This is a genomic window from Cytophaga sp. FL35 (genome assembly GCF_014349235.1).
Taxonomy (GTDB): domain Bacteria; phylum Bacteroidota; class Bacteroidia; order Flavobacteriales; family Flavobacteriaceae; genus Euzebyella.
The window spans coordinates 1-26,711 of sequence record NZ_JACSOH010000002.1; the positions used below are offsets into that span (position 1 = coordinate 1).

Below are 26,711 nucleotides of genomic sequence, written 5' to 3' on the forward strand. Positions count from 1 at the left end.
GGATAGAGCATCCCGAACCTTGTTCGGGACGGTCGAAGCGCCCAGATTGCCTTCTAAAGGCAGAAAAAAGGCTTCGTAAAATAATGAAATTGGGAACAATGGTCGCGTAGCTCAGCTGGATAGAGCATCTGCCTTCTAAGCAGACGGTCGAAGGTTCGAATCCTTCCGCGATCACTCCTTAATTAAAAACCACGCTTCTTGGCGTGGTTTTTTATTTGGACACCCTAATAAATCTAGCAACTCCCCTTCATTCTTTATTAACAAATCGATTCCGTACTTAGGCCTCGGTCTAAACCTTAAGCTCACAATCCCCAACTCAACAGAGCATCCCGAACTTCGTTCGGGACGGTCGAAGGTTCGAATCCTTCCGCGATCACTTCTTATTTAAAACCACGCTTCTTGGCGTGGTTTTTTATTTGGACACCCTAATAAATCTAGCAACTCCCCTTCATTCTTTTTTAACAAATCGATTCAGTACTTAGGCCTCGGTCTAAACCTTAAGCTCACAATCCCCAACTCGATAGAGCATCCCGAACTTCGTTCGGGACGGTCGAAGGTTCGAATCCTTCCGCGATCACTCCTTATTTAAAAACCACGCTTTCTGGCGTGCTTTTTTTCGTTATATTACTTCCTATCGGACCCACTCAGTTGCAAAATGATATACTCCGTTTACATTTTATATTCCGAATCACTTGATAAATATTATGTCGGGCATACAAGTGAAACCATCGAAATAAGGTTACGAAAGCATCTGTCCGACCATAGCGGTTTTACCGCTAAAGTGAAAGATTGGAAAATTGTATTTGTCGAAAAATTCTCTAGCAAGGCCGAGGCTTACCAAAGAGAAATGAATATTAAAAAAAGAAAATCTAGGAGGTATATAGAATCTATTATTGTAAAATCATCTGGATAGAGTATTACTTTAAATTTGTTCCACAGATACAGCTGCCCTTATTGAGACTATTTATAGCTTCCTAAATCAATAATTTATAAATTCTACACCTCCTCCATTATTATCTTCTCTTTAGCAACTGATTGTTCGTACTGTTACTAGATAATGATTCTATCTCTAATTTAGATTTATAGAACTTCATGACATTCTTAATTTACCTTTCATCGAAAAAATAATACTAAGCTCTCCTCTTATCCCGTTATTGTTGGTAAGAAAATTAGCACTATTAAGCAATTGTAGCGTTCAAAGCTCCCGCCGCGACAACTCAAACCCTAAAAGTTATGGCTACTACAATCTCAAATTATGGTAAGCAAACCAATCTTCTAAACACACAAGCAGATGTCCTAAAAACCAAGGCTTCCAAACTATATAAACTTAAGACCAAATTCGAGAAGAAGTATTTTAAATTATCTGGTTGCCGGAAGTATGAAAAGGCAAGGGATTTTAATATCAATTTAAATTCTGCACTGTACCAAGTCAATCAAATGCTTCATGTTTCTTCAAACAAAACCAATACAAACAACTACCAAAAGATTGATTTTCAAATAAGTCAATTGGAACAGCAATTGGCCAGCCTCATAGCCTAAAAATCAGGCTCGGCAGACTTTTTTACGTATCTTTATACGTCCTATACCAAACCAAATGAAACGTAAGCACTTTAAGATTATTGGGCTGCTTTTGGCTACCCTATTGTTTACCATCTTTTTGTGTAACCTTATTATCACCAATACAACCGAAGGCAAAACCTTCAACCAAACCTCCAAAATATTCAAAAATAGGGTAGGCTTGGTATTAGGCACCTCAAAGAAACTGATTGGAGGCCTGCCCAACCCTTATTACACCTATAGAATAAAGGCTACCGTTGAGCTCTTTAAAGCAGATAAAATTGAATATGTTTTGGTAAGTGGGGACAATGGAACCCGTTATTACAACGAACCCAATACCATTAAAAAAGATTTAGTGGATGCAGGTATCCCTGAAGAAAAAATTTATCTGGACTTCGCCGGATTTCGTACATTGGATTCCATGGTGCGTGCCAAAGAAGTATTTGGATTGGATAGCGTAACGGTAATTTCCCAAGAATTCCATAACCAACGTGCTATTTATCTCGCCGAAAAAAAAGGGTTAAACGCCATTGGGTTCAACGCCAAGACCGTTATGGGCAATCAGGGTCTGAAAGTACAGTTGCGTGAATACTTGGCTAGGGTAAAAGTCTTTGTAGATTTAATTTTCAATACCCAACCCAAATTTTACGGGGACTATGTTGAAATAAAGTAAATTGGAAAGTGTTCCGCAAAAATGGGCTATTTTAGGTCAGCAAAACTACCGACCATGTCCACCTTAAGAACTCTTATAAAAAATTTGGGCCCAGGGCTGTTATTTGCCAGTATGGCCATTGGCACCTCCCACTTGGTCCTTTCTACCAAGGCTGGAGCCCAATACGGTTGGATGATGCTCCTCCCCATAATTCTGGCCAATGTGTTTAAGTATCCATTCTTTGAATTTGGGGTAAGATATACCAATATCACGGAGAAATCCCTTATTGAAGGCTATAAAATCCGAGGTCGGCTGTATCTCTGGTTTTACGCTCTCATAACCTTTATAACCACCTTTACCATATTAGCTGCCTTATACACCGTTACCGCAGGCTTGTTCATCAACCTTTTTAAGGTAGATTTCCTGTCGCTAACCTGGGTGGCATTAGGGCTGTTCATTTTTATTGGTTTCACCTTGATTATTGGACAATATAAATTTATGGAACTGTCCTTAAAACTTATCATTACCATTCTCTTTCTTGCCCTTTTAGCAACCACGGTAATTGTCCTATTTAAAGGCACCGTACCCCATATGCCCAACTTTCAACCTCCCTCGATTTTTAATGATGTGGGCATTCTCTTTTTAATTAGCCTAATGGGTTGGATGCCCACCACAGTAGAAGCTTCTAGTTGGGTAAGTCTTTGGAGTATTGAAAAATGGAAATCCGAGAAAAATAAACCTCTTTTAAAAGATTCCTTAAGGGAGTTTAATACAGGTTATTTCATTACGGCTATTCTGGCCATATTTTTCCTAATAATTGGGTGGGCAACTTTGTATGGAACCCAAACGGAGTTAAGTAATAATGCCGTGACTTTTGCCGATCAAGTAGTACAATTATTTACCACCCATATTGGACCTTGGTCTTATATTTTTATAGCCTTATCCGCCTTTGCTACCATGTTTAGTACCTGTATGACGGCCCATGACGCTCTGGCAAGGGTCTGCTTGGATATCCTTCAACAATTAAAACCAAAAAAGAGGAGTTTCAAGCATAAAAGTTCATTTTCCATCGCCATTGTATCCCTTGCACTTATCAATTTCTTGGTGGTTTCCATATTTAGGGCCAATATGGGAGATTTGGTAGCGTTAGCAACTTTTGTTTCGTTTGTGGTGGCTCCCATCATAGGATATATGAACCTAAAGAATGTTACCAGTGCTGAAATACCCCAAGGTGACCGGCCCCAGAAATGGCTACAAATACTAACCTATTCTGGAATTGTGTTCCTTGCCTTTTTTTCCATCTACTATTTTTGGCTAATGGTGTTTTAAACAGGGGAATCTAGACTTCAACAAAATCTTAACGCTTGAAGGTTGTTATTGCGTTATAGTTTTATAAGTTTTGTGAATTAACACAAAAAACCCGGAATTTTCATGAAGTTGATTTACATTCAAAGGAACACCAAACAGGAAAAAAGATTTACGGAAAAAATGGGGATACTTTATACCAACGTAACCTACGTAAAAAAGGCCTTTTTGGGAATCCCACTAAAAACCTTACACACCTACAGAAAAACGTATTACGGGGAAGTAAAATCCTGTGTGGATTGTAGCATGGCCTCCTAAAGTCCTAACTCCTCATAATTTTCCACCACAAAAAGGGTTCTTAGGTTCTGCTTGTGCAAGAAATCCAAACAGTAAACCCCATCCGTACAATTGTTGAGAATCTTCTCCTCTCCTAAACCTTCGGTCTTAACTATGTTGGATTCGGACAGCCCTTTTTGCAATAAATAGGCTTTGATTGCCTCTGAACGCTTTTCGGAAACCCGCTTATTGGAGGTTCTCCCTCCCCTACTATCCGTATGGGTTTCAATGGACAATTGAATTTCTGGAAACATTTGAACCATTTCAACCACACGATCCAGAACACGATTGATTTCAGGGGTCAATGTGCTTTTTCCGCTGGCAAAATAGAAGTCGTTTACATCCAAGACTTTTTTGCCCTCCCTATCTCTCATGATATCCCCAATAGAAGATAATTGTACCTGTAAAGGAGCCCTTTGCATCTCTTCCAAGGTTTTAGGGTTATAGGTCTCCGTAAAGGATGAAAAAGATTTTTTAGCTATGGACAAGGTGACCACATCGGTATATGGTATTTCCATATGATAGGAACCATCTCTTCTGGTTACCGCTTGCTTTAATAGATTTCCATTGGCATCTGCCAACGAAATATTTACGTCCTGTATGGGTTCGTCATACGGTGGTTGAACCACTTTACCCCTAAATATAATAGTTCGCAATCCTGGTTGGCCGCTAACCCTATACCCATAAATATCATCCGCTCCTTTACCACCCGGCCTGTTGCTGGAGAAATATCCCATCATCCCATCCGTAATATCCTTTTTGATGATAAATCCGAATTCATCATATTTGGTATTAATACCAGATCCAAGATTCACCGGTATGCTTAAACTCTGATCAGATAAGATGTTGCTCTTATAAATATCCATCCCGCCTAGACCGTAGAATACATCGGAGGAAAAATATAGGCTACCATCAAAAACATAGGGCGCTATCTCATTTCCCGGGGTATTGATTCTTGGTCCTAGATTTATTGGCTGAGACATGACCTGTCCATTGTTGGTTACCACATAATAGATGTCCGTACCGCCGTAGCTGTCCTTGAAATTAGCGGAGAAATACAATCTTTCCGATTCTTCATCAAAAAAAGGATAATAGAATGAAGTACTCAAGTCTTTTAGTAAAAACCTAAAAAAGCCATTATCATAGGCCATCCCAATGGAAAGGGCGTTTTTACCCTTCTCATCAAAAGCAAGGTTTTTACCATCCGTATTGGAAAGGACATAATAGATGCTACCTGAATTTGCTAAATAATAAGGGGTGGATTTGTGATAGGGCGAATCAGGAATACCCTTAAATACACTCGCGTTTTTAAGGTTTCCGCCGTTATCAGCCTCCGCTACATAAATATCCAAATAGGATTCCCCTGATGGTCCATAAACTCTTTTGGACTTCGATTTTCTACTACTGCTAAAAAGCACCTTATTATTATAAAAGGTTGGAGAAAAATCTGCCTGACTCCCGTTAATATCCAAGTTAAAAATAAAGAAACCCGAAGCAGGTTCTTTCTCCGAATCCAACATCTGATAGTTGAAATCCGCATTCTCGACCAACTCATTGGCCAACCCTTCCTTAGACTTTAGAAAAGCGCGTACCCTTTCCTTTTCAGAGGTTTTTGCCAAACTCTGTAACATCTTGTTGAACCTATGGTCAGACATGATGGTATCGTTCTTGTTGATGTCCAAATAGAGCTTGGTGGCCTTATCATACTGTCGCGTCTTAAAATAGGAATCTGCCAAATTAAGAAGCTGATGATTGGTCATGATTTTTCCATTGGCCATCTGCTTATGGTACTCCCTAATGGCATCTTCGTAATTATAACTATAAAAATATTGGTCGCCCTTGGAAGCAAACTCTTGCGAAAAAGCCAAGTTTGCAGTCAAAAGAAAAATCGAAATGAAGAGTTTAAGTTTCATAATATCCGTTAGAAAAATCTAGGCGTATCTATTTGCTTAGGTTTTCCTTTTAATTTTTTATCATTGGTGTTGGTTCCGTCTCCTTTTCCTAAGTAGAATTTAACGATGACCTCATGTGATCCACTACTAAATTCCCCCAATGGATTGGTATTGTAATCATAGGAGTAGCCAATAAACGTACTGCTGGCTACTTGAAAACCGGCAAGACCGCTAACGGCATTGCCAAACCTATAACCGGCCCCTAGCGTAAATCTATCATTGATCAGAAAGTTGGTAGACAAATTGGTACTCACGGGGGCCCCATTGATATAATTTAATAAAAATGCCGGTTTAAATTTTAAACTTTCCGATAGGTCAAAGACATATCCCCCTATAAAATTAAATTGCATTTTATCATCTATAATGGTGGCAACCTCATCATTGTAAATACCATCCGTAAGAAAGTTGGGAATGGAAACGCCTAGATACCAATCCTCATCATAAAGGAACATTCCGGCACCCACCGTTGCATAGAACTTATTGATGTTTTCAGCGTTCAGGATGGGTTCCCCGGGATTTTCAAAAGTACCCTTAGAAAAATCGACGTTTAAAAAGGATCCACCCACATCCATACCAAAAGATAATTTGGTGCTTTCCGTAACATTGAACTGATAGGCATACGCCAATTCCACATAGGTTTGGGCCGAAGGACCTATTTCATCCCGTATGATATTAAAACCTATCCCCATTTTCTCATTGGACAAAGGCACATTGGTACCTACACGTATCGTACGCGGAGAACCCGGCACATCTAACCATTGGGCCCTATAAAGACCAGCTATTTCAGGTGTTTCTACAGTATTTGAATAAGCAGGGTTAAAACTGCCTATATTGTACATATACTGTGTATAATGGGGTTCTTTCTGTGCTTGAACGCCTAGACCGATCAGTAATCCAAAAAGGGGCAATAAGCGTAAAGAAGCAAATTTTAAAGTTCTGTAAACCATTCTCAGCATTATCTTATGAGTTGTATCCAGCCTTTTTTGGTAGTATTTGTTTCCACGCCTTCCACTTCTTCTTGCAGGGTAACATCTAGCACGTAAAAGTATGTTCCATCCGGCACTTCATTACCTTCTCTATTACCGTCCCAAATGATATCTCCGGTCATATTGGCTCCTTCAAACATGAGACTACCATATCTATTGAAAATCTTTATGTCATATACAAGGTCAATGATTTGCTCAATACCGTTCTCACCCACAAATCTTCTATTGATTTTCAAATCATCGTTTACCCCATCATTATTAGGAGAAAATTGGTTGAAAATGATTCCGAATTCAGCAGAAGTACGTTCTGATACATTAACCGTTACCTCGTCTGTATTGTTATCATAATTACCTTCACTATCCAAAGGCGATGAGCGTACAATTTCCGCCCTGTTCACAAAAGTACCTGTTTCGGGCACTCTTACCCTAATCTCTAATTCGGCCACTTCGTTTCTCAACAGCTCGGGGATAAGCCATATTCCCGTTCTTCTATTGAATACACCCAAGGTGGCTTCATTAGAAATGTATTCAAACCCATCTGATATGGTATCCAATACTTGGATATTGGACACCGCATCTTCTCGGGACTTATTAATGACCCTAAGGGTAAAAATGATTTCCTGCCCCACTAAAGGATTTACTTCAGATAAATTTCTGTTGTCGCTTAAATTGAGGGTATCGTTTGAATCCACAATTCTGGCCCATTTTTCCAGTACCAGATCTATTCCTTCCGGCAGGTCTACATTTAGGGTTACCTCTGATGTATTGTTGCCTTCATTGTCATCCACTGGAAAAGATTGTAACAGTTCTGCCGTATTGGTATAGGGGCCACCTTCCACCACGTCTACAGTAATTGTTAGGGTAGCAGTAGCATTTGCAGGAATTTCAAAGATGGTCCACATGCCATCATTTTGATCGTAAGTGCCCACGGACGTATTGTGCGTTTTATAGGCAAACCCCATTTCCAGCATGTCGCCAACGATAATATTTCGGGCCGTACGTGCGGTCAGGTTGGTCACCTCTACCGTAAATATTACCTCATCACCAACTACGGCATCCGGTTTATCCAAGGTTTTTATCACCTGTAAATCAATGGGTGTTGGGTCACAGTTTTCGTGGTTGATGTTTGGGCTACAAGCATCAAACGGATCACTACCGTCCCTAATTTCATCCCCATCTGAGATTCCATCTTCATCCGTATCGCAAAGCCCCACGGAATTATCGGGAACACAGGGATTATCATTACCAGGATCTAGATAATCCAAAGTACCATCATTGTCGGAATCCAAATTATTGGAATCCAAGGCGTCTATAATACCATCCTCATCAGTATCAATAGGATTGGTGGGATCATCCCCTACTTCATTGCCATCCGTAATTCCATCCCCATCCGTATCTGGATTATTGGGGTCTGTACCAAGGGAAGCTTCAATACCTCCAAGAAGTCCGTCATTATCATCATCCGTATCACAACTGCTAACGGAAATGGTTATTTCGGCAACATCGTTTTCACAGGGTGCCTCTGCTTCCGTAGTGGAATAGGAGAACACATATTGTCCATTGGGCAAGCCTTGAAAATCTATAATGTTACTACCATTGATTTGAGGGCTTCCAGGACCATCCACAAAAGCCCAAACACCTGTACTGGGTACAGCGGTAAATAAATCGTCCAAATCCAAAATGGTATTTCCGTAACGGCTATCATTACAGGAAGAGCCGTTTTGAGGCGCTCCGGCCAATGGCTGGGCAGCTACCTTTGCCTCTACCGCTACCCTTTCTGTAGTACAGTTGTTGGAAGTTGCCTCAACATAATATGTTCTTGTTATATTAAGATTAGGCGTAGTAAAATTTCTTCCGTTGCCTACAGAAGTTCCTCCTGTTTCTTGGGTATACCAAAGAATCGTTGCGTTTTCGCTAGCCGTAGCCCTTAGCGTAAGGGTTCCCGGTCCACATCTTTCGGCTCCTGTAGTGGTAAGCAGTTCTGGAGAGGGAGTCACCGCAATATTTATCTCCAAAAGGGCCTTACTGGGACAATCGTTCGTGGCATCATAATAAAACCCGTAATAGGTGCCTGGTAACGGGTTATCAATTCTGTTTTGTGGCACAAAACTACCTGTGGGATCACTATCATCACTAGCCCAACGCAAAACCGTTCCGTTAGGTCCGCTGTTGGGTGCATAATCGTTCAAAGAAATGTTGTCGTCAATTTCATCACAAAAAGTGGTGGGTACATTTTGGTTCAATACCGGCGCATCGTTACCTGCCTCACAAGGATCACAATCATTTACGGTAACGGTAACACTAGAGGTTTCAGAACCACAAGGTCCCGAAGGATTGGTTGTATAGGTGTATACATACGCTCCAGCAGGTTGCCCACTAAAATTCACCGTACCATTGGCCCCTGTAGGATTTACAGTGGCAGGCCCAGAAGTGAATGCCCATGTACCGGGGTCTTCGCCGGTAAGCTGCGCACTTAAATTTATCTGTATGGGTCCAAATTCATTGGTAGGGTTGTTACAGGCTGGCGTATCTGTTGGATTACCTGCGGAAGGTTGGTCTACAAAAGTGATGGAAACATCATCTGATGGACTTGCACAAGAATTATCATCTGCCCAATAAACAGCATAATACGTACCCCCTTGCGTACTGGTTCGCGTAGAATTAGGTAAAAGCTGCCCTGCAGCGGTTGGGTTGGCAACCGTACTCCATCGTAAAGATGCACCAGTAGGTGCACTTCCGGCTCCTCCAACTACATAAGAGTTTAAATTTATCTGGTTGTTTGGAGGGTTACAAACCGTGTTTGGATTGGCATTTATTTGCGGAGCCGTATCCCCCGCTGCACAGTCATTATCAGTTATAGTTACGGTTCTATTTTCCGCAGGAACCTGATTGAATGTAAAGAGCGTTTGATTACTAGGTTGCCCTAGTGTAAGAATAACCGTTTCGGTAGTCTCAGTTTCGTTATCGTCAATAGGGTTTACATTAAAGGCTCTTGTCTGCGCTCCTCCGGAAGGAAAATTAAGAACCCCTGAGGCCGTGGCACCACCACTTCCTGCCAATGCATAATCCGCATTTGCCTGGCCTGGTAACGTAGCCGTACCACTAAAAGTATAGGGAATGGTAATATCCTCTCCGGTTCCATTGGGCTTGTCCAAAGTGATAACAAAGCGACCCCTTACCGTATTTTCCTCTGCTGCTTCACCTTCCGGCATGGTTAGCGTGAATGTACCGGTGTCATTGTCTGCGATGGTAAAACTAACACTATTATCTGTCGCACTTATAGTTGCTCCATTAGAAGCACTTGCTATGGTAACAATGATAGTTTCGTCCAATTCTACTAAATCGTCGTCATTAATATTAACATCAACTTGCTGAACTCTATCACCAGAATTTAGTAAATAAGAAGTAGTTAGTGCTTGAAAATCATCGCCACTAGTAGCAGTACCTGTAACAGCTAAGGTTACATTACTGGCAGCAAAAAAACCACCTCCGGTCAACTCAAGGGTAAAAGAGCCATTAGCTCCCCCCTCGGCAGGGTCTGTGGGAGTCCGTGTAATAGATACGGTCTGGGCATTTACGGCAAAACTGGCAAAACCCATCAATAACACCAATAAAAATGCCTTACCATAACCGTTTAAGCTATTGGCAAAGCGTAACATTCTTTTTTTCATTTTCATAAACTGTCCTTTGAATTCAATTGAAATTCAATACACAGCACGTTAAGTAGGTTCTCGTAAAATGGGCCTCAATAATACTAAAAAAATAAAAGAGGTCCGTAAATCTGGGGTTAAATAGAACTTTGTATAGATAAAATACAATTTACCTAACAAAAACCCTACTCAGGTATTTCAGCAGATCGTCCTGTTACATCCTTTGCTATCTTTCGTATTAATCCCTGTAGCACTTTTCCGGGTCCCACCTCTATAAAAGTGGCTGCTCCGTCCTTCACCATATTTTCCACGCTTTGGGTCCATTTTACAGGAGCGGTCAACTGTGAAATCAAATTCTTCTTAATTTCCGATGGGTCCTTCACCGCGGTGGTGGTAACATTTTGGTACACCGGGCATTTTGGCTCTTTAAACACGGTATTTTCAATAGCGGACGCCAACTCTTCCCTTGCCGGCTCCATTAATGGCGAATGAAACGCCCCACCTACCGGTAAGACCAAAGCTCTTCTTGCTCCAGCTTCCTTCATCTTTTCACAGGCAGCCTCAATAGCAGTTACTTCCCCGGATATCACCAATTGCCCGGGACAGTTATAATTGGCAGCCACTACGATACCTGGAGTTTCCTCGCATAATTTTTCAACTACGGCATCTTCCAATCCTAAAACAGCGGCCATGGTACTTGGTTGTAGTTCACACGCCTTCTGCATGGCCAAGGCTCTTTGAGATACCAACTTTAGACCATCTTCAAAATTCATGGTGCCATTGGCAACCAGAGCAGAAAATTCTCCCAAGGAATGACCAGCTACCATATCCGGTTGAAAACTATCTCCCAGCACCTTGCTTAAAATAACGGAGTGTAAGAATATGGCCGGCTGGGTAACTTTGGTCTGTTTTAAATCTTCTGGGGTTCCCTCAAACATCGTATCCGTAATACTAAAACCCAAAATTTCATTGGCCTGCTCAAACATTTCTTGGGCTATTGGAAATTTTTCGTACAGGTCCAATCCCATACCCACAAATTGGGCACCTTGTCCCGGAAAGATATATGCGTTCATAGTTGTTCTTCTTTAAGTGCGCACAAAAATAGGAAAATAGTTAGCAGTACCATATCCTAACAGCAGCTAAAACCATAAAGTTCAACAACCAAGGCCACTACTCCTTGAACCAACCGGAGTACGTTACGTAATTATTGGCTATACGATCAATTTCACCCGAGCTCAATTCTGGACTTATATCCTTGATTTTTTTCGCTGGCATTCCGGCAAAAACAGTGCCCGTAGGCACATGGGTACCCTTGGTAACGACCGCACCAGCGGCAATTATGCTATTGCTTTCTACCACACAATCATCCATTACAATACTTCCCATACCAATCAACACATTATCTTTTATCGTGCACCCATGAACAATGGCGTTGTGACCAATGGAAACATTATTACCAATGGTGGTGGGCGATTTTTGATAGGTACAATGAACCACTGCCCCATCTTGTACATTTACCTTGTTCCCCATTTTTATGTAATGTACATCTCCGCGTAGTACAGCATTGAACCAAATACTGCACTGGTTTCCCATGGTTACTTCCCCAACAATAGTGGCATTTTCGGCAATAAAGCAATCTTCACCAATAATTGGACTCTTGCCATTCACTTCTTTTATCATCTTTACAACTTAGGTTTCTTTTAAAAATAGGCCAGTAGGTCTTTCTTCTTGGAAGCGGAAACCAGCAATTCCTTGCCATTGGAAATAACCACGCTGCCCCCTTTTCCTTTTCGGTATTTCACCACTTCGTTTACGTTCACCAAATACGACTTATGGATTCTGGCGAAATCATAACTTTCCAAAGCTTCCTCAAAATACTTTAGTGTTTTACTTACCAGTATTTTCTTCTTTTCCAGATATATTTCGGTATAATTATCATCAGCCTTGCAATAAAGAATATCGGCTACATTCAAAACTTCAAATCCGTCTTGCTGCGGAAGGGTGATTTTTCCATTCAGCGCTTTGGTTTTTGGTCGCAACACGGCATCCGCCAAAGAACTTTCTTTTTGACGCACCTCCTGAACATATTCCACCGCTTTAATAAGTTCATCTATATTAATGGGTTTCATTATATAATAAGCCGCATGATGGTTCAAGGCATCTTTGGCGTAGTGATCGTATGCCGTCACAAAAACCGTCTCAAAAGTACGGTCCGGCAGTTGCTCCAATAGGTCAAAAGCATTGCCAAAAGGCATTTCCACATCTAAAAAGACCAAATCCGGTTCTTGGCTCTGCAATAGTTTAATTCCTGTTTGAATGGAATCTGCCTCGCCCAGAAGCTCCACTTGCGGACAGTACTTAGCCAAATAGTTGCGTAAAATTTCACGACTATTGCTTTCGTCCTCAATTATGATTGCATTCAGTTTCATGGACTTCAAATCTTAAGCTGCTTTATTTCTAAGGGTAAAAATCACCTTGGTACCCGTGCCATCTTCGTTTAGATCGGAAATTTGTACCCCCAATTTATTCTTGTACATATCATTGAGTATTTCAATACGTTTTTTGATGTTACCCATCCCTTTTGACTTTTGTTTTCGCTGATTTCGGGTTTTTAACTCCGCAGATTTTTTTCTCCCTATACCATTATCTGTGATAGTTATTACAATTGATTCTTTGTCATTTTGTTCTAGCTCGATGTGTAAATATCCCTTTTCCTCTTTGTACCGAAGTCCGTGCCATATAGCATTTTCAATATAGGGTTGTAATAACATGGGCGGAATTTGAAAGGCGGCCACATCTGCCTCCTCTTCTACTTTTACTTCATAATCGAACTTTTCCGGAAATCGGGAATGTTCCAATTTGATGTACAATTTCAAAAGCTCCAATTCTTTTGTCAAAGGGATAAAATCCTCTTCTGAATTTTCCAGAACCGAACGCATCAAAGTAGAAAACTCGCTTAAATACCTATTGGCACTGCGTTCGTCACTTTTAGCAATATAGTTGTTCACAGAATTTAAAGCATTGAAAATAAAATGCGGATTCATTTGTGAACGCAATGATTTTAAGGCTAAAAGATTGTTCGCCAGTTTTTGTTGCTGATTGCTTCGGTAAAAAAAGAAGGTGGCGAGCCCCAATAGAACAATACCGCCCAAAAGGGAATAGATGACCCATTTTTGCCTTTTATTGGTTTCCTCTATCAACTGACTTTCGGTACGGGCCAGGTCATATTTGCTTTGGGAAAGTTCCCGTTCCTGCTCCAAACCTGAAATTCGGCTTTGCTTAGCCGATATTTCCCTGTTAAAACGGGCCGCTCGTGAGATTTCCTGTTCTTTTCTGATGTAGAGCGTATCTACCAATGCCACATAATTTCGGTAGGTTTCGAGGGCTTTGGTGTATTCCCCCTTGTACTCCAAAACCTCCGAGAGCTTACGCGTAGCGTCTTTCTGCACCACCAAATCATCTTCGGTATCTGCGCGCTCTATGCTCTCCTTTAAATACGGAATGGCCTCATCATACTTGTCTTGGGCAATATAGGCATTGGCAATCTTATAATTGATGCGCTGCGGAGTAATGGAATCCGCTTTTGGCAAGCCTCTACTTTTGGCCACCTTGGAACGCGATAATTGGTTCAATTCACCCAAACTTTCTTTTCGCAGCTGTATTTCGGCTCCGTATTCGTTTTTTTGGTTATAGTAATCCGCTACTTTTTCCTTTTCCTGCAATGCCCTTTCAGGAGCCAGCTTTTTTGATAACTGCAGGGAACTATCATAAAAGGCATCGGCCTCAATTAATTTGTTATCGCTGGCATAGGCATCGGCAATCTTGGAGTTTAAATCGGCCAATTTAGGGGTGATTTGGTTCATCTGCGCCAATTTTACCCCCTCTTGATAGAAGGAAACAGCCTTTTCAACCTGACCTTGACCTAAATAGGAGTCGCCCAAAAACTCGTACAAACTCACTTTTTGATACGGAATAAGGGTTTTTACCTTCAACAAAGGTGTCAATAGGTCTTTCGCTTCGGTGTACTGACTATTTAAATTATAGGCTTCGGCTAAAAGAAGGGTGGTTTTTGAAGTTTTATGCGCTTCAAGGGCATCCTTATAGTTGGTAATGGCCAGGTCATATTGCTGATGGTACTGATAAATTTCGCCCAAAACAGAAAGTGACTTCGCCAAGGCTACCGCATTAGCATTTTTACCCAATTGCGCTATGGATTGTGCCACAAAATCAATACTCTTTTCAATATCGGTTTTTTTATACACATTGGCAGAATCAAGATATGATTCATGTGTATTTCCGGAAGAACTTCGGCTTTGAGCTCCCGCGGAAATACATATAAAAAATAGACCAAAAATAAGAAAACGGATCGCTTTCATTTCTTAGATTATAAGGTAAACTTAATTCAAATAAACGGTTTCAAAAAATAGACAAGCTCCCTTAAATGGCTATTTTTAGAGACATTCTACTAGTTGACGAATCCGTTAGTACTGTTCACGCATTCAGAAGCCTGTTTGCCTCAATTCAACTATTTCTTTTCAGAATCCACATCTACATTTACTCCAGAAATTAAAAATTGACAAGATGAAAACCAGACACGTATTAGTAACAGGCGCCCTATTGGCCTTCGGACTTGCGGCCTACGGCTGTGAAACAAAAAATAAGCCAAAGAAATTGGCCATAAATGAAACGGAAATAAATCTTATAAAGCCCCATCCGAAAGAGTCAAAAAACAACACCGTCAAAATTGCCCTGCTTTTGGACACAAGTAACAGTATGGACGGACTTATCAATCAGGCAAAAGCCCAGCTTTGGGATGTAGTGAACAATTTCACTCACGCCAAATGCGGGAATGAGGCAAGACCAGCCCTACAGATCGCACTCTACCAATACGGCAATGACAATCTTTCAAGCAGTGAAGGATACGTACAACAAATATTGAACTTTACCGATGACCTTGATGAAATTTCAGAAAAGCTTTTTTCCCTTTCCACCAATGGGGGTGAAGAATACTGCGGAAAAGTCATACAAACTTCTTTGAACCAACTGGATTGGGGCAATAATCCCGATAACCTAAAAATGATTTTTATTGCCGGAAACGAACCTTTTGACCAAGGCCGTACCTCCTTTAAGGAAGCAGCATCCAAAGCCAAAAAACAAGATGTAATCATCAACACCATTTTCTGTGGCAATTATGAGCAGGGTATTCATGGCAAATGGAAAGAAGGGGCCCTTTTGGCGAATGGAGATTATATGGCGATAGACCACAACCGGCAGATTGTGCATATTGAAACGCCTTATGACGATGTCATCATTCAACTGAACAAAAAACTGAACAACACCTATATCTCCTATGGAAGTTTGGGTAGTGCGAAAAAGGAAAAACAAGCCTTGCAAGATAGCAACGCCGAAGCCCTAGAAGAGGTAGTGATGGTAAAAAGGGCCATTAGTAAAAGTTCCAGAATGTACAAAAACAGCGATTGGGATTTGGTAGATGCATCCGAGGAAGCTGAATTTGATGCCTCAAAATTGAAGAAAAAAGACCTTCCCAAAGAACTTCAAAACAAATCGAATCAGGAGATTGAAGCGTACATAGCCGAGAAAAAAACGGAACGACAAGAAATTCAAAATCAAATAAACGAACTCAATGCAAAGCGTGAGGTCTACATAGCTTCCCAACAAAGCGAGGAAAATGGAGAATTGGAGAATGCGATGATCAATGCCATCAAAAAACAAGCGGCCAAAAAGAACTATCGCTGGGAATAAAGAATTTTTTATTGTTGAACAGGGCGCCTAGGAAATTTCTCTTTCGGGCGCTCTTTTATTGGGCCGCAGGGCAGTAGCAATCGTACTTTCTTTCCGATTGGCCAAAATCATAGCCTAAAGTAATCTGATGAAACCCACCACTATCAAAACGGATATCGCCGGATTGGTAGGAATAATTATAGCTCACCATAAAATTCTTGATATTGGCTCCAACAATAGGTGTGAATAGCTGTAGTTTTTGTTCGCCAAATCCATCCGCCGTCGCAAATGGGGTTCCATCCAAACTTCTACGATAGGAAATTCCTCCCCAAAGCCGACCAAAATCAACATCGCGGTATATCTTAAAATTCAAGTCTATGGTTTGCTCTGCAGTAAAATCGGTCATTTGAAAAAGAACCGAAGGCTCATATTGCCATTCTTGCTTTCCAAAAATATATCCGGCAGACACCAAATAGCGTCTTAGGTTATCTACGACGGGGGTAATATCGTTTCCTTTACCATAACGGTACAGGTTTCGGTCACTACTCAACAGGTTATTGATGGCAAAATGGGCATAGAAATCCATTAAGCTATAGGACATTCCTAAATCTACATTGAAGTAGCTTTCACTCAATCTTGCTCCGGTAATGGCATCATCCGGTCCAGCCGAAACAAACTCGGACTCATCTAAACTTGTCTGCAAATAGGTTGGACTTAACCCAAATGAAACCTGATTAAGATATCGTTCATCGCCACCCAATTTTAGATGATGGGCATAGGTCAACTTTAGACCGGTTTGGGAATGATACCCATTGGCATCATTAAAAAAAATGGCGCCCACCCCACTATTACTTTCTCCTAACCTAAAATTGGCATTCAAGGTTTGTAAGTTTGGGGCATCCTCCACACTAAACCACTGCATCCTTGCGGTAGCCCTTATTTTCCCACCTTCACTAATACCAGCCATTGAAGGATAAACCAAGTAATAGTTATCCGCCAGGTAATCAAAATAAACGGGAATTCCTTCTTGTGCTTTGCCAGTAAGGCCAAAAAGAAGGGAACAGAGCAATAAAAGCAAACGATTTTTCATCTATGTAGGTATGGCGGCAATATTGAGAATCGATTAAATATATGGTATAACGGATGAAATACCACAATATTATGCATTCAGCTTAGAGCTTAGGGCCGTTTAACTGTAAGTACGTACATGTCATAGTTGAAATCTATAAAACCATAAAAAATATTCCTGGTTCATTTAAAATAGTGGCTCACGTATTTATCGTAATTTTGCATCAAATAATTAGCGATGAAGGAATATACCATAACGGTTGAAAGAACCAATAATCCCAAGATACTCAAGTTTGAAACCAATCACTTGTTAACGAAGGGGAAAAACTACGAGTTCAAAAATATAGACGATGCCAAAAACTCTCCTTTGGCACAGCAACTTTTTTACCTTCCTTTCATTAAAACAGTTTATATCTCAGGCAATTTTATTGGTCTTGAGCGATATGATATAGTGGAGTGGGATGATGTAAAAGGGGAAGTAGCCCAACAGTTGGTAGAATATTTAAATGCGGGCGAACCTATTGTAAATGATGATGAAGACGGACAAAAGGAAGTATATACGGTATATGCCGAGGTAACCCCTAATCCGTCCGTAATGAAATTTGTTGCCAACAAGAGGATTGTTCCCGGAATTTTTGAGTTCAAGAATATTGATGAGGCAAAAGATTCCGGTTTGGCCAAAAAACTTTTTCAATTTCCGTTTATCAAAGAAGTATTTTTTGACCTCAACTACGTTTCCATTACTAAATATGATGTTGCGGAATGGGAAGATATTACCATGGAACTACGGGAGCTTATCCGCAATTATTTGACCGATGGTAACGAAGTGGTTTCCGTTGGGGCCGAAGCAGCTTCCAAACCTGGTGTTTCACCCAACAAGGAGAAAAGTAATACACCTACGGATTTGGACGATACCTCGCAGGAAATTGTAGATATCCTTGAAGAATATGTAAAGCCGGCAGTTGCCAGCGACGGAGGAAATATTTTGTTTCAATCCTATGAAGAGGATAGCAAGACCGTAAACGTAATCTTGCAAGGTGCCTGCAGCGGTTGTCCCTCATCAACCTTTACTCTAAAGAACGGAATTGAAACCATGCTTAAAAACATGATGGGCGATAAAATTAACGAGGTAGTGGCCATCAACGGTTAATGCGTTCATTTTTAACGCATTTCAATTAATTTTCACTGTCTTAATGCGTATCTTTTAGGAAATCTAAAAATTTATAACCATGGCAGTTTTAAAAGTTATTGAAGTATTGGCCAATTCTGATAAGAGTTGGGAAGATGCCGCCCACAATGCGGTAGCACAAGCGTCAAAATCGGTAAAGAATATTCGGTCGGTTTATATCAACGAGCAAAGTGCCACAGTAAAAGATGGCAAAATGGATAATTACCGCGTAAACGTTAAGATTACCTTTGAAGTAAAATAAAAACTATTGAAATATTGATGAGCGCCCCTTATGGGGCGTTCTTTTTTTACACCCTTTTTTATATGCCCCAAAAATTCACGAACGAGCTCATTCACGAAAGTAGCCCTTATTTATTGCAGCACGCCCATAATCCTGTAGAATGGGTGGCTTGGAACGACGATACCCTAAAAAGGGCGCAGCAAGAAAACAAACCATTACTTATCAGCATAGGCTATGCCGCCTGCCATTGGTGCCATGTAATGGAGCATGAGTGTTTTGAAGATGTTGAAGTGGCCAAAGTAATGAACGAGCATTTTGTAAACATAAAAATAGACCGTGAAGAACGGCCTGATGTGGACCATATCTACATGGATGCCTTGCAAATGATGACCGGCAGTGGTGGCTGGCCCTTGAACATTGTGGCATTACCGGACGGGAGACCCTTTTGGGGAGCCACTTATGTGCAAAAAGATAACTGGAAAAAGGTCTTGTTACAATTGTCCGATTTACATAGAAAAGAACCCCAACAGGTTTTGGACTACGCGCGTAAAATGGAGGAAGGAATCCAGGCCATTAACCTAGTAGAACTAAGCCAAAATAGTGACCTTATTAATTTAGAGAATATAGAGAATGCCGTACGAACTTGGTCACAACATTTTGATGAAGAAATGGGTGGTTACAAAAGAGCCCCTAAATTTATGATGCCCGTCAACCTCAACTTTTTATTGCATTACGCAGTAAAAAGAAAAAGTCAAAAGGTACTGGAATATGTTAACACCAGTCTAACCAAAATGGCCTGGGGCGGTATTTTTGACCATGTAGGTGGCGGATTTTCCAGATACTCCGTGGATGCCAAATGGCATGTGCCGCATTTTGAAAAAATGCTGTATGACAATGGTCTACTGGTTTCTTTATATGCCCAGGCCTACGCCCAAACAGGTAAAAAGTTGTACATGGAGACAGTGGAAAAAACCATCGATTTTGTCAAAACGGAACTGATGCATGTAGAAGGTGGATTTTATTCTTCGTTGGATGCCGATAGTTTAAACGACAATAACAAACTTGAGGAAGGTGCTTTTTATGTTTGGAAGGAAATTAATCTAAGATTTTTATTAAAGGAAAACTTCGAGATTTTTGCTTCCTATTTCAATGTGAACGATTATGGATATTGGGAACATGGCAACTACGTACTCATCAGAAACACTGATACATCAGAAATTGCAAAGCTGTTCAACAAGCCAGAAGCAGAGATAGAGCAAATAATTACTGAATCCCTAGAAATTTTAAAAACCGAGCGAACCAAAAGACATCGTCCAAGACTTGATGATAAGATCCTGACCTCTTGGAACGGACTTATGCTAAAGGGTCTGGTAGATGCCCATAGATATTTGGAGAAAAAGGATTATCTGACCTTAGCCAAAAAAAATGCGCAGTTTATAGAAAATAATCTTACCAAAGAAGATGGCGGACTCTACCATAACCATAAAAATGGAAAGAGCACCATTAATGGTTATTTAGAAGACTATGCCACCATTATTGAGGCTTACATAGGACTGTATGAAATTACATTTGAAGAAAAGTGGTTATTACGCTCCAAAAAGCTGGCAGACTACGTTCTGGAAAATTTTATGGACGATAAAAGCGGAATGCTCTTTTTCACCTCCGCTAAGGATTGTTTTGTAATCCGAAGAACAGTGGAAACCAATGACAATGTTATACCGGCATCCAACTCTATCATGGCCGTGAATTTCTTTAAATTATCCCGTTTTTTCTCTCAGGATAATTATGAAAAAATAGCCCTGCAGCAATTAAAAAACATCCAGGAAAATTTAGAAAAAAATGCCCAAAACCATGCGAATTGGATGCAATTAGCACTTTACTCTAATCTGCCATTCTTTGAATGTGCCATTGTAGGACCGGAAGTGGAAACGAAGGCGCAAGAAGTACGAAAGGCCTACCTTCCCAATACTATTTTTGCAGGTACTCAAGAACAGTCTTCTTTAAGCATTTTACGAAATAGATCCACCAAAGACACAACTTCCTTTTTTGTCTGTGAAAAGGGAGCATGTAAGCTCCCTGTAACCCAATCAAACGAAGTTTTGACCCAATTGATGTAGGAAGTCTGCATTAACAATAGTTTAAAGAAAGTTGTTTGATAGGAAAGCAGATGTTTTGTAGGTTGCCGGCTTTAAAAAAAGTACCATGAAAGAATTCACCAATTTGGAAGAACACATTGAAAAGGCAATTGATTTTGCCTGGAAAATATTACCTAACCTTATCCTTGCACTTATCATTCTTGTTGTAGGATTGTACATTATACGATTCTTAAACAAGTTGGTCAGAAAGTTCTTTGAAAGAAAGGATTACGACCTTGCTTTAGAAAGCTTTTTGCAAAGCTTTATCAATATTGCACTCAAAGTGGTACTTTTTGTAGTGGTAGTTACTCAATTGGGAGTACAATCCTCCTCATTGGTGGCCATGATCGGGGCCGCAGGTTTGGCCATTGGTCTAGCTTTACAGGGTTCCTTATCCAATTTTGCAGGAGGCGTGCTTATACTTTTATTTAAACCGTTTAAAGTGGGTGATTGGATTTCCGCGCAAGGGGTGGATGGTTCCGTTAAGGAAATTAGTATATTTTACACCAAGTTGAACACCTTTGGAAATCAGGTGGCCGTAATCCCTAACGGACAACTTTCCAATAACAATGTTATAAATTATAACGCCATGCCTACAAGAAGGGACAACATTAAGGTAGGAATTGGCTACAGCTCCAACATTAAGCAGGCAAAAGATATTATGTTACAAATATGTGCCGAAAACGAGAATATTTTAAAGGAGCCAGCACCGGAAGTGTATGTGGATGCCCTAGGGGATAGCTCCGTAAATTTGAGCTTGCGCTTTTGGGCCGAAAATAGTGTCTTCTGGGCCGCTCACTTTCATGTAATGGAAGAAGTAAAAAGACGATTTGATGGTGCCGGCATTGAAATTCCTTTCCCTCAAAGAGTAGTACATAGCCTACCCCAACAGACGAGAGCTAAAGAAGAAAAAAGTTAATCATTAGTTACTTTTTAAAGAAATGTATAGAGGTTAGCATTTGAAGTGCTAACCTCTTGTTTTTCATAGCATTATTCAGTACCTTAAGTATCTAGTTTAAAATAAAAGCTATGAAAAATCTATTTTACCTGATTTTCTTTTGCACCATACCTATGATTTCGCAAACCATAGGAAATGGCGATGGAATATCTACTGATATACAGGCCGGAATTGTTATGCGAGAAGTGGACATTCAAGGATCGCCCTACTTAAATGAGGTATACAAGAAAGGAGAAACAATTATTAACGGTAAATCAAGAACATCTGCGCTGATGAGATACGACGCCTACCACGATGCGGTAGAGATTCTTGATGAAAACCGTAAAGCACGAAAGTTGCTACGACGTCCTAGTATTAAGGCTGTTTTTGATGGAAAAACTTACGAGGTACTCGAATACAAAGAGCGCAAGCAGGTTAAAATGGGTTATTTCAATTCGTTGAACCAAGGCCACACCCAGCTCTTATTCAAGCCTAAGAAAAAATTTGTTCAGGCCGAAAAGCCTGAAAATGGTTATGACGATTACGACCCTCCTGTATACAAAGATATCTCGGCTTATTTTATAAGGAAAGGAGATCAATCGGCAACAATGATTAAACTAAATAAGAAAGGCCTGTTGAAGGCTCTCAATGACCAAGAGGCCTTACTTAAAAAGTTTATCAAAAAACATTCGCTAGACCTCAAAAAAGAAACCCATGCCATCAGGCTAATTCAATACTATAATTCAATTAATAAGACTACAGAAAGATTGATTGATTTAAATTCTACTGCTACAGGATAAAAAATGTAGTAAAATTCTTATTATGGAATGATTTTTGAGCCTTATTTTCAGAATCCCCCGCAACATAATACAAACTTAAAATTTACTTTTATGAAAAATGCTTTGTTGCTTTTGATTCTTCCTTTTGCGGGATTCTCCCAAAGTGGTTCCCTAATGTCATCTTCTATGCAAAAATCAGGATTTAATTATCCTTTCTTTATGAACGAAACAAAAGAAATAACTTACGTGAATGAAGGCTCTCCTTATGAATCGGAAGAATTTAATAATGGAAATCTAAACTTTAACGGTAAAGAAATTCTAGTTGCACCAATGAGGTTTAATTCTATAAAACAAGTTATAGAGTTCAAGGATGAAAATAGCACCGTTCGAGAAGTTCTTAGAAGACCTGAGTTTAGTGCCACCTTTAATGGTAAAACCTATAAAATTTTCGAATTTGAATTACCCAATAACCAAACTCAATTAGGGTATTTCAACCCTCTATTCATAGGAAACCATATTTCTTTTTTACTCAAACCTGGAAAATATCAGACCATTAGTGCTCCTTCGAGCCATACCGCATACGGAAGTTCTACAAAAGTAGCAATCGCAAATTATATTGAGAATTCTTCCTATTATATTAAGCATGACAAAGCCCTTGCACAGCCAATAGAGTTAAATAAAAGCAACATATTAAGGGTACTAAGCGACAAATTCATTGAGGTTTCAAACTTTATGAACACCAACAACCTCAACTTAAAAAAAGAGGCTGATGTTATTCGCTTGTTAAGCTATTATGATTCTTTAAAATCGATAAAACCGATTGCGAAACAGGGTAAAGGTTAAAACTAAAAGCCTCTCATTTTCCAAAAAATTGACAAAGGCTATTTTTTCTTTTGCTGAAGTATAAAGTCCTTTAGATAGTAAGGTTCAAAATAAGCTACATCTTCGAACTCAGAAGATTTATATTTTTCGTACGCCAAGTGGGCCATTTGGCTAGAAGAAGGAACCACCCCTTCATCAAAAGAGATATGGTCGTGACATAATACTTCCTTACATTTTTCAGCTCCTGAGCCCAATAAGAGCACCTTCCCTTTTTGCCAAAACACTTCGAAAGAGGATTCAGAGACAATCTCAGCACGAGTATCCCTAACCTGTTTCAAGTCTTTATCAAAAACTGCAGAATACACCTCCATTCTACGGGCATCTAAAAGGGGAATGACAAAGTCTACATCCGAATCTTTTGCCTGAAATGTCATACTTTTAAGCGTTGCTACAGAAATTAGCGGACAATCAAGCGAAAAACAAAGTCCCTTTGCTGCAGAAACCCCGATTCTCAATCCCGTATAAGAACCAGGCCCTTTGCTTACGGCTACGGCATCCAAATCGTTCAGAGAAAGCCCTGCTTCCTTTACTACCTCATCTATGAAAACATGTAATTGTTCCGAATGGGAATAGTTAGGGGTGTCATGCTCTTTAAGAGCAAGTAATTCTCCATTTTTGGCAATACTGACCGAACAGTTGGTCGTTGCCGTTTCCAAGTTTAAAATCAATGCCATAGGGCGCAAATATACCTTTAATCCACAAAAAAACCTTCCCAAGTTATCCTTGGGAAGGTCTAATATATTATTTCTTATAATCTATTCCAGTTCTAAAGGCAATCCAAAATAAAACTCCAAAACCTTGATTCTAAAAATATAGTCGTATTTGGTACGTACCAAATCTGCCGCAGCATTGTCTACCCGACTTTGTGCCTGGCTAAAATCAAAGGCATTCATCAAGCCAACTTCATATCTTTCCTTTGAATAGTCATAGGCAAGTTGTCTTGCTTCCAAGGTTTTTTGGGCCGCCTGGTAAGCTTTTGCAAAACTTTTCACATCCACGTAGGCCTGATTAATATCCGTTTCCAAATTCAACTTATCCTGCTCTAATTGAAGTTCTGCCTTTTTCACATTGATTTCAGACCTTTTAATGCTGTTTCTTGTACTAAATCCATTGAATATAGGAATGTTCAATTGGGCACCGTAAGAGATACCGTCATTGATCCACAATTGATTGGTGAAACTTTCTGCAGGTACAAAAGTGCCGGTACTACCATCAAACCCATCCTGATCGGAGTATCGGGTATTGTAATTAAAAAAGGCGGCCAAAGTTGGGTACAACGCCCCTTTACTTAATTTCAGGTCTTCTTTTGCCAGTAAAATATTGGACTCGGAAAATTTAATATCATTTCTAAAGGTGAGGGCCTCTGCAAAAATTTCCTTCGCAGAACTATTTAGTATATCAGAAGGAGGCACCTCATAGTCCACGTCCGCTATATCAAAGTTTTCATAATCCGTAATCTGTAATAATTGTGCCAGCCCAATCCTCGAAATAAGCACCAAATTCTCCGTGTTCACGATTTGCTGCTCCAAACCGGCAGCGGTTGCTTCAATTTCCAACAAATCGCCCTGTGGCAGAACTCCTGCATCTACCAGTTCCTTGGTCCTTTTCAAATCCTGCTCCGTTACTGACAATTGCGCGTTCAATACTTTGAGCGTCTCCTTGTTCGATAGAATTTGAAGATAGGAATTGGCCACATTAAGACGAATATCATCCTTTAAATCATCCAATCGATATTGATTGGCCACCTCGTTCATTTTGGCCCTATTTAGTCGGTTTATATTACGTAAACCATCAAAAAGTGTCAATGAAGAAGTTACTCCACCATTGGCCGTCAAGATAGTTGTTGTTACAGGCTGATTGGTGGTGGGATCAAAAGAAAGACCTGTGTTCCCTGACAGGCTCATGGAACTATTGACATTTGGAAGCAAACCGCCTACGGCATCAGAATAATCTATTTGGGCATTCTCCAAATCCAGTTCAAACTGTTCAATACTAATATTATGTTCAACAGCGTATGCTACGCACTCTTCCAAAGTCCACTTCTTATTCTGGGCAGATAAACTTCCTACGGCACAGAGGACTAATAAAACTATAAGTTTTAGGTTCATTTTTCGTTTTTTTGATTATGATTGATGATTGATTTATTCGCCTTCCCCTGTTTCGTCTTCTCCTCTTTTAATAGGCTCGGTTTTGTTCCAGACCTTTACATTGTCGGATTCCGATAGTCCGGAAACGATTTCAACATTCACCCCATCTGAAATTCCTGTTTCAATATCACGACGTTCAAAATTCTGTTTCCCTGTAGACACTTCCACATAAGGCTTGTCCGTTTTACTATCAAATTGCAATAAGGCTTCAGGTATGACCAAAATATCTTCTTTCTTCTCCAAAATCAAGGAGGCGTTGGCACTGTAGCCGGCCCTAATAAAGATATCATCTTGGGTCTCCACATCACCCTCAATTTTAAACTGGACAGCTCCGGTTTCTTCAATTCCTTTAGGCGCAATAAAGCGTAATTTGGCATCCAATTCCTTTCCTTCAACAGCTCCAAGACTTATCTTAAGGGGTGTACCTACCTCTAATTTGGCCACCTCGCCCTCGTCTACCTTACCTTCAAAAATCATTTTCCCAAGATCGGCAATGGTAGCAATGGTAGTACCATCGTTGAAATTATTACTTTGAATTACCTGATCACCCTCCTCCACGGGAATTTCCAGAATAGTTCCATCTACAGTAGCCCTAATATTGGTATTGGCACTAGAGGAGCCACCGGCCGATCCCAAACGGATAATCTGATAGTCTGCCTTGGCGTTTTCCAATTCCTGTACCGCTTGATCGTACTGCAGCTTTAAATTATTGAAATCCTGACTTGAAATAACCCCTTTATCAAAGAGGGATTTATTACGATCGTATTCAATCTTGGTATTGTTCAGAGCCAATTCCGCATTTCTAACCCTTCCCTTTGCCTGGTTCATAGATTGCTCATTGGGCACCACCTTAATAGTTGCGATAAGGTCTCCGGATTTTACCTTTTGCCCTTCCTCCAACATTATTTTTTGGATGATTCCAGAAATTTGAGGTTTAATTTCCACCTCATCCTCGGGTATTACTTTCCCCGTGGCAACGGTTTTCTTTTCAATGCTAGAAATAAAAGGTTGTTGGGTCTCATAAGTAATGGCCTCCTTACTATTGGATTTGATAAAAAAAGCAGCGGCCCAAAGTGCGCCCAAAACGAGGACTCCAATTAAAATATACTTTACGATCTTATTCATTTCTAAGTTGTGTTTGTCTATTGGTATAGTTGTTTTTGTTTTTGTTACT

Annotated in this window: 23 protein-coding genes and 1 tRNA gene; 13 read left to right on the forward strand and 11 right to left on the reverse strand. The window is 40.2% G+C overall.

Annotated features, from left to right (window positions below; genetic code table 11):
- Positions 1–100: 100 nt before the first annotated feature.
- The 6 genes from BIZ36_RS01260 (at position 101) to BIZ36_RS01285 (ending at position 3,832) form a co-directional block, all read left to right on the forward strand.
- Positions 101–174: transfer RNA gene (locus BIZ36_RS01260), tRNA-Arg, on the forward strand.
- Between the two features lie 481 nt (positions 175–655).
- Positions 656–913: a GIY-YIG nuclease family protein gene (locus BIZ36_RS01265; protein ID WP_187456049.1), complete on the forward strand. Its 258-nt coding sequence runs from the start codon at positions 656–658 to the stop codon at positions 911–913.
- A 320-nt stretch (positions 914–1,233) separates the two neighbouring features.
- A complete protein-coding gene (locus BIZ36_RS01270) occupies positions 1,234–1,539 on the forward strand; it encodes a hypothetical protein (RefSeq protein ID WP_187456050.1) in 306 nt (101 codons plus the stop codon).
- Positions 1,540–1,594: 55 nt separating this feature from the next.
- Positions 1,595–2,230 carry a SanA/YdcF family protein gene (locus BIZ36_RS01275; RefSeq protein WP_187456051.1) on the forward strand — a complete coding sequence of 212 codons (636 nt, stop codon included), beginning with the start codon at positions 1,595–1,597 and terminating at the stop codon, positions 2,228–2,230.
- A 54-nt stretch (positions 2,231–2,284) separates the two neighbouring features.
- Positions 2,285–3,538: an NRAMP family divalent metal transporter gene (locus tag BIZ36_RS01280; protein WP_187456052.1), complete on the forward strand. Its 1,254-nt coding sequence runs from the start codon at positions 2,285–2,287 to the stop codon at positions 3,536–3,538.
- A gap of 102 nt (positions 3,539–3,640) precedes the next feature.
- Entirely contained in the window at positions 3,641–3,832 is a 192-nt protein-coding gene (locus BIZ36_RS01285; RefSeq protein WP_187456053.1) for a hypothetical protein, read from the forward strand.
- Here BIZ36_RS01285 and BIZ36_RS01290 read toward each other — a convergent pair.
- The 7 genes from BIZ36_RS01290 to BIZ36_RS01320 form a co-directional block, all read right to left on the reverse strand.
- The gene (locus BIZ36_RS01290; protein WP_187456054.1) at positions 3,829–5,763 is read right to left on the reverse strand and encodes an OmpA family protein; all 1,935 of its coding nucleotides are present in this window, start codon (positions 5,761–5,763) and stop codon (positions 3,829–3,831) included. The genes BIZ36_RS01285 and BIZ36_RS01290 overlap by 4 nt on opposite strands.
- Positions 5,764–5,771: 8 nt before the next feature.
- Positions 5,772–6,758 (reverse strand): PorP/SprF family type IX secretion system membrane protein, encoded by a 987-nt coding sequence (locus tag BIZ36_RS01295; RefSeq protein WP_222937150.1) that lies wholly within the window; start codon positions 6,756–6,758, stop codon positions 5,772–5,774.
- Positions 6,758–10,465, reverse strand: a complete 3,708-nt coding sequence (locus tag BIZ36_RS01300; protein ID WP_187456055.1) for a T9SS type B sorting domain-containing protein — start codon at positions 10,463–10,465, stop codon at positions 6,758–6,760. Before BIZ36_RS01300 ends, BIZ36_RS01295 begins: the two co-directional genes overlap by 1 nt.
- 158 nt (positions 10,466–10,623) lie before the next feature.
- Entirely contained in the window at positions 10,624–11,511 is an 888-nt protein-coding gene (gene fabD, locus BIZ36_RS01305) for an ACP S-malonyltransferase (RefSeq protein WP_187456056.1), read from the reverse strand.
- Between the two features lie 97 nt (positions 11,512–11,608).
- Complete coding sequence (locus tag BIZ36_RS01310; RefSeq protein ID WP_187456057.1) at positions 11,609–12,118, reverse strand: gamma carbonic anhydrase family protein; 510 nt, start codon at positions 12,116–12,118, stop codon at positions 11,609–11,611.
- Positions 12,119–12,138: 20 nt separating this feature from the next.
- Positions 12,139–12,867, reverse strand: coding sequence for a LytR/AlgR family response regulator transcription factor (locus tag BIZ36_RS01315; protein WP_187456058.1), 729 nt, complete (start codon positions 12,865–12,867; stop codon positions 12,139–12,141).
- Positions 12,868–12,879: 12 nt separating this feature from the next.
- Complete coding sequence (locus BIZ36_RS01320; RefSeq protein ID WP_187456059.1) at positions 12,880–14,814, reverse strand: tetratricopeptide repeat-containing sensor histidine kinase; 1,935 nt, start codon at positions 14,812–14,814, stop codon at positions 12,880–12,882.
- A 205-nt stretch (positions 14,815–15,019) separates the two neighbouring features.
- Between BIZ36_RS01320 and BIZ36_RS01325 the strand changes: the two genes are divergently transcribed.
- Positions 15,020–16,201 (forward strand): vWA domain-containing protein, encoded by a 1,182-nt coding sequence (locus BIZ36_RS01325; protein ID WP_187456060.1) that lies wholly within the window; start codon positions 15,020–15,022, stop codon positions 16,199–16,201.
- Between the two features lie 55 nt (positions 16,202–16,256).
- On the opposite strand, the gene BIZ36_RS01330 is transcribed toward BIZ36_RS01325, so the two are convergent.
- The gene (locus BIZ36_RS01330) at positions 16,257–17,270 is read right to left on the reverse strand and encodes a PorP/SprF family type IX secretion system membrane protein (protein ID WP_187456061.1); all 1,014 of its coding nucleotides are present in this window, start codon (positions 17,268–17,270) and stop codon (positions 16,257–16,259) included.
- Between the two features lie 216 nt (positions 17,271–17,486).
- On the opposite strand from BIZ36_RS01330, the gene BIZ36_RS01335 reads away from it, so the two are divergent.
- The 6 genes from BIZ36_RS01335 to BIZ36_RS01360 all read left to right on the forward strand — a co-directional run bounded on the left by BIZ36_RS01335 (position 17,487) and on the right by BIZ36_RS01360 (position 23,351).
- Positions 17,487–18,398: a NifU family protein gene (locus BIZ36_RS01335; RefSeq protein ID WP_187456062.1), complete on the forward strand. Its 912-nt coding sequence runs from the start codon at positions 17,487–17,489 to the stop codon at positions 18,396–18,398.
- A 79-nt stretch (positions 18,399–18,477) separates the two neighbouring features.
- The gene (locus BIZ36_RS01340) at positions 18,478–18,678 is read left to right on the forward strand and encodes a dodecin family protein (RefSeq protein ID WP_187456063.1); all 201 of its coding nucleotides are present in this window, start codon (positions 18,478–18,480) and stop codon (positions 18,676–18,678) included.
- A gap of 17 nt (positions 18,679–18,695) precedes the next feature.
- Complete coding sequence (locus BIZ36_RS01345; RefSeq protein WP_222937152.1) at positions 18,696–20,774, forward strand: thioredoxin domain-containing protein; 2,079 nt, start codon at positions 18,696–18,698, stop codon at positions 20,772–20,774.
- An 85-nt stretch (positions 20,775–20,859) separates the two neighbouring features.
- On the forward strand, positions 20,860–21,711 hold the full coding sequence (locus BIZ36_RS01350) for a mechanosensitive ion channel family protein (protein WP_187456064.1): 852 nt from the start codon (positions 20,860–20,862) through the stop codon (positions 21,709–21,711).
- Between the two features lie 110 nt (positions 21,712–21,821).
- Complete coding sequence (locus BIZ36_RS01355) at positions 21,822–22,529, forward strand: hypothetical protein (RefSeq protein ID WP_187456065.1); 708 nt, start codon at positions 21,822–21,824, stop codon at positions 22,527–22,529.
- Between the two features lie 90 nt (positions 22,530–22,619).
- Positions 22,620–23,351 carry a hypothetical protein gene (locus BIZ36_RS01360; RefSeq protein ID WP_187456066.1) on the forward strand — a complete coding sequence of 244 codons (732 nt, stop codon included), beginning with the start codon at positions 22,620–22,622 and terminating at the stop codon, positions 23,349–23,351.
- Positions 23,352–23,389: 38 nt separating this feature from the next.
- Here the strand turns inward: BIZ36_RS01360 and tsaB are convergent, their stop codons facing one another.
- The 3 genes from tsaB to BIZ36_RS01375 form a co-directional block, all read right to left on the reverse strand.
- Complete coding sequence (gene tsaB, locus BIZ36_RS01365) at positions 23,390–24,064, reverse strand: tRNA (adenosine(37)-N6)-threonylcarbamoyltransferase complex dimerization subunit type 1 TsaB (RefSeq protein WP_187456067.1); 675 nt, start codon at positions 24,062–24,064, stop codon at positions 23,390–23,392.
- A gap of 81 nt (positions 24,065–24,145) precedes the next feature.
- Positions 24,146–25,498 carry a TolC family protein gene (locus BIZ36_RS01370; RefSeq protein WP_187456068.1) on the reverse strand — a complete coding sequence of 451 codons (1,353 nt, stop codon included), beginning with the start codon at positions 25,496–25,498 and terminating at the stop codon, positions 24,146–24,148.
- Positions 25,499–25,531: 33 nt separating this feature from the next.
- Positions 25,532–26,662 (reverse strand): efflux RND transporter periplasmic adaptor subunit, encoded by a 1,131-nt coding sequence (locus BIZ36_RS01375; protein WP_187456069.1) that lies wholly within the window; start codon positions 26,660–26,662, stop codon positions 25,532–25,534.
- Between the last annotated feature and the right edge of the window lie 49 nt (positions 26,663–26,711).

Coding starts and splice junctions, on each gene's coding strand:
- BIZ36_RS01265 (WP_187456049.1), top strand. CDS start 656: ATGATATACTCCGTTTACATTTTATATTCCGAATCACTTGATAAATAT.
- BIZ36_RS01370 (WP_187456068.1), bottom strand. CDS start 25,498: ATGAACCTAAAACTTATAGTTTTATTAGTCCTCTGTGCCGTAGGAAGT.
- BIZ36_RS01350 (WP_187456064.1), top strand. CDS start 20,860: ATGAAAGAATTCACCAATTTGGAAGAACACATTGAAAAGGCAATTGAT.
- BIZ36_RS01355 (WP_187456065.1), top strand. CDS start 21,822: ATGAAAAATCTATTTTACCTGATTTTCTTTTGCACCATACCTATGATT.
- BIZ36_RS01280 (WP_187456052.1), top strand. CDS start 2,285: ATGTCCACCTTAAGAACTCTTATAAAAAATTTGGGCCCAGGGCTGTTA.
- BIZ36_RS01300 (WP_187456055.1), bottom strand. CDS start 10,465: ATGAAAATGAAAAAAAGAATGTTACGCTTTGCCAATAGCTTAAACGGT.
- BIZ36_RS01375 (WP_187456069.1), bottom strand. CDS start 26,662: ATGAATAAGATCGTAAAGTATATTTTAATTGGAGTCCTCGTTTTGGGC.
- BIZ36_RS01320 (WP_187456059.1), bottom strand. CDS start 14,814: ATGAAAGCGATCCGTTTTCTTATTTTTGGTCTATTTTTTATATGTATT.
- BIZ36_RS01315 (WP_187456058.1), bottom strand. CDS start 12,867: ATGAAACTGAATGCAATCATAATTGAGGACGAAAGCAATAGTCGTGAA.
- BIZ36_RS01275 (WP_187456051.1), top strand. CDS start 1,595: ATGAAACGTAAGCACTTTAAGATTATTGGGCTGCTTTTGGCTACCCTA.
- BIZ36_RS01335 (WP_187456062.1), top strand. CDS start 17,487: ATGAAGGAATATACCATAACGGTTGAAAGAACCAATAATCCCAAGATA.
- fabD (WP_187456056.1), bottom strand. CDS start 11,511: ATGAACGCATATATCTTTCCGGGACAAGGTGCCCAATTTGTGGGTATG.
- BIZ36_RS01270 (WP_187456050.1), top strand. CDS start 1,234: ATGGCTACTACAATCTCAAATTATGGTAAGCAAACCAATCTTCTAAAC.
- BIZ36_RS01340 (WP_187456063.1), top strand. CDS start 18,478: ATGGCAGTTTTAAAAGTTATTGAAGTATTGGCCAATTCTGATAAGAGT.
- BIZ36_RS01310 (WP_187456057.1), bottom strand. CDS start 12,118: ATGATAAAAGAAGTGAATGGCAAGAGTCCAATTATTGGTGAAGATTGC.
- tsaB (WP_187456067.1), bottom strand. CDS start 24,064: ATGGCATTGATTTTAAACTTGGAAACGGCAACGACCAACTGTTCGGTC.
- BIZ36_RS01290 (WP_187456054.1), bottom strand. CDS start 5,763: ATGAAACTTAAACTCTTCATTTCGATTTTTCTTTTGACTGCAAACTTG.
- BIZ36_RS01345 (WP_222937152.1), top strand. CDS start 18,696: ATGAGCGCCCCTTATGGGGCGTTCTTTTTTTACACCCTTTTTTATATG.
- BIZ36_RS01325 (WP_187456060.1), top strand. CDS start 15,020: ATGAAAACCAGACACGTATTAGTAACAGGCGCCCTATTGGCCTTCGGA.
- BIZ36_RS01295 (WP_222937150.1), bottom strand. CDS start 6,758: ATGCTGAGAATGGTTTACAGAACTTTAAAATTTGCTTCTTTACGCTTA.
- BIZ36_RS01285 (WP_187456053.1), top strand. CDS start 3,641: ATGAAGTTGATTTACATTCAAAGGAACACCAAACAGGAAAAAAGATTT.
- BIZ36_RS01330 (WP_187456061.1), bottom strand. CDS start 17,270: ATGAAAAATCGTTTGCTTTTATTGCTCTGTTCCCTTCTTTTTGGCCTT.
- BIZ36_RS01360 (WP_187456066.1), top strand. CDS start 22,620: ATGAAAAATGCTTTGTTGCTTTTGATTCTTCCTTTTGCGGGATTCTCC.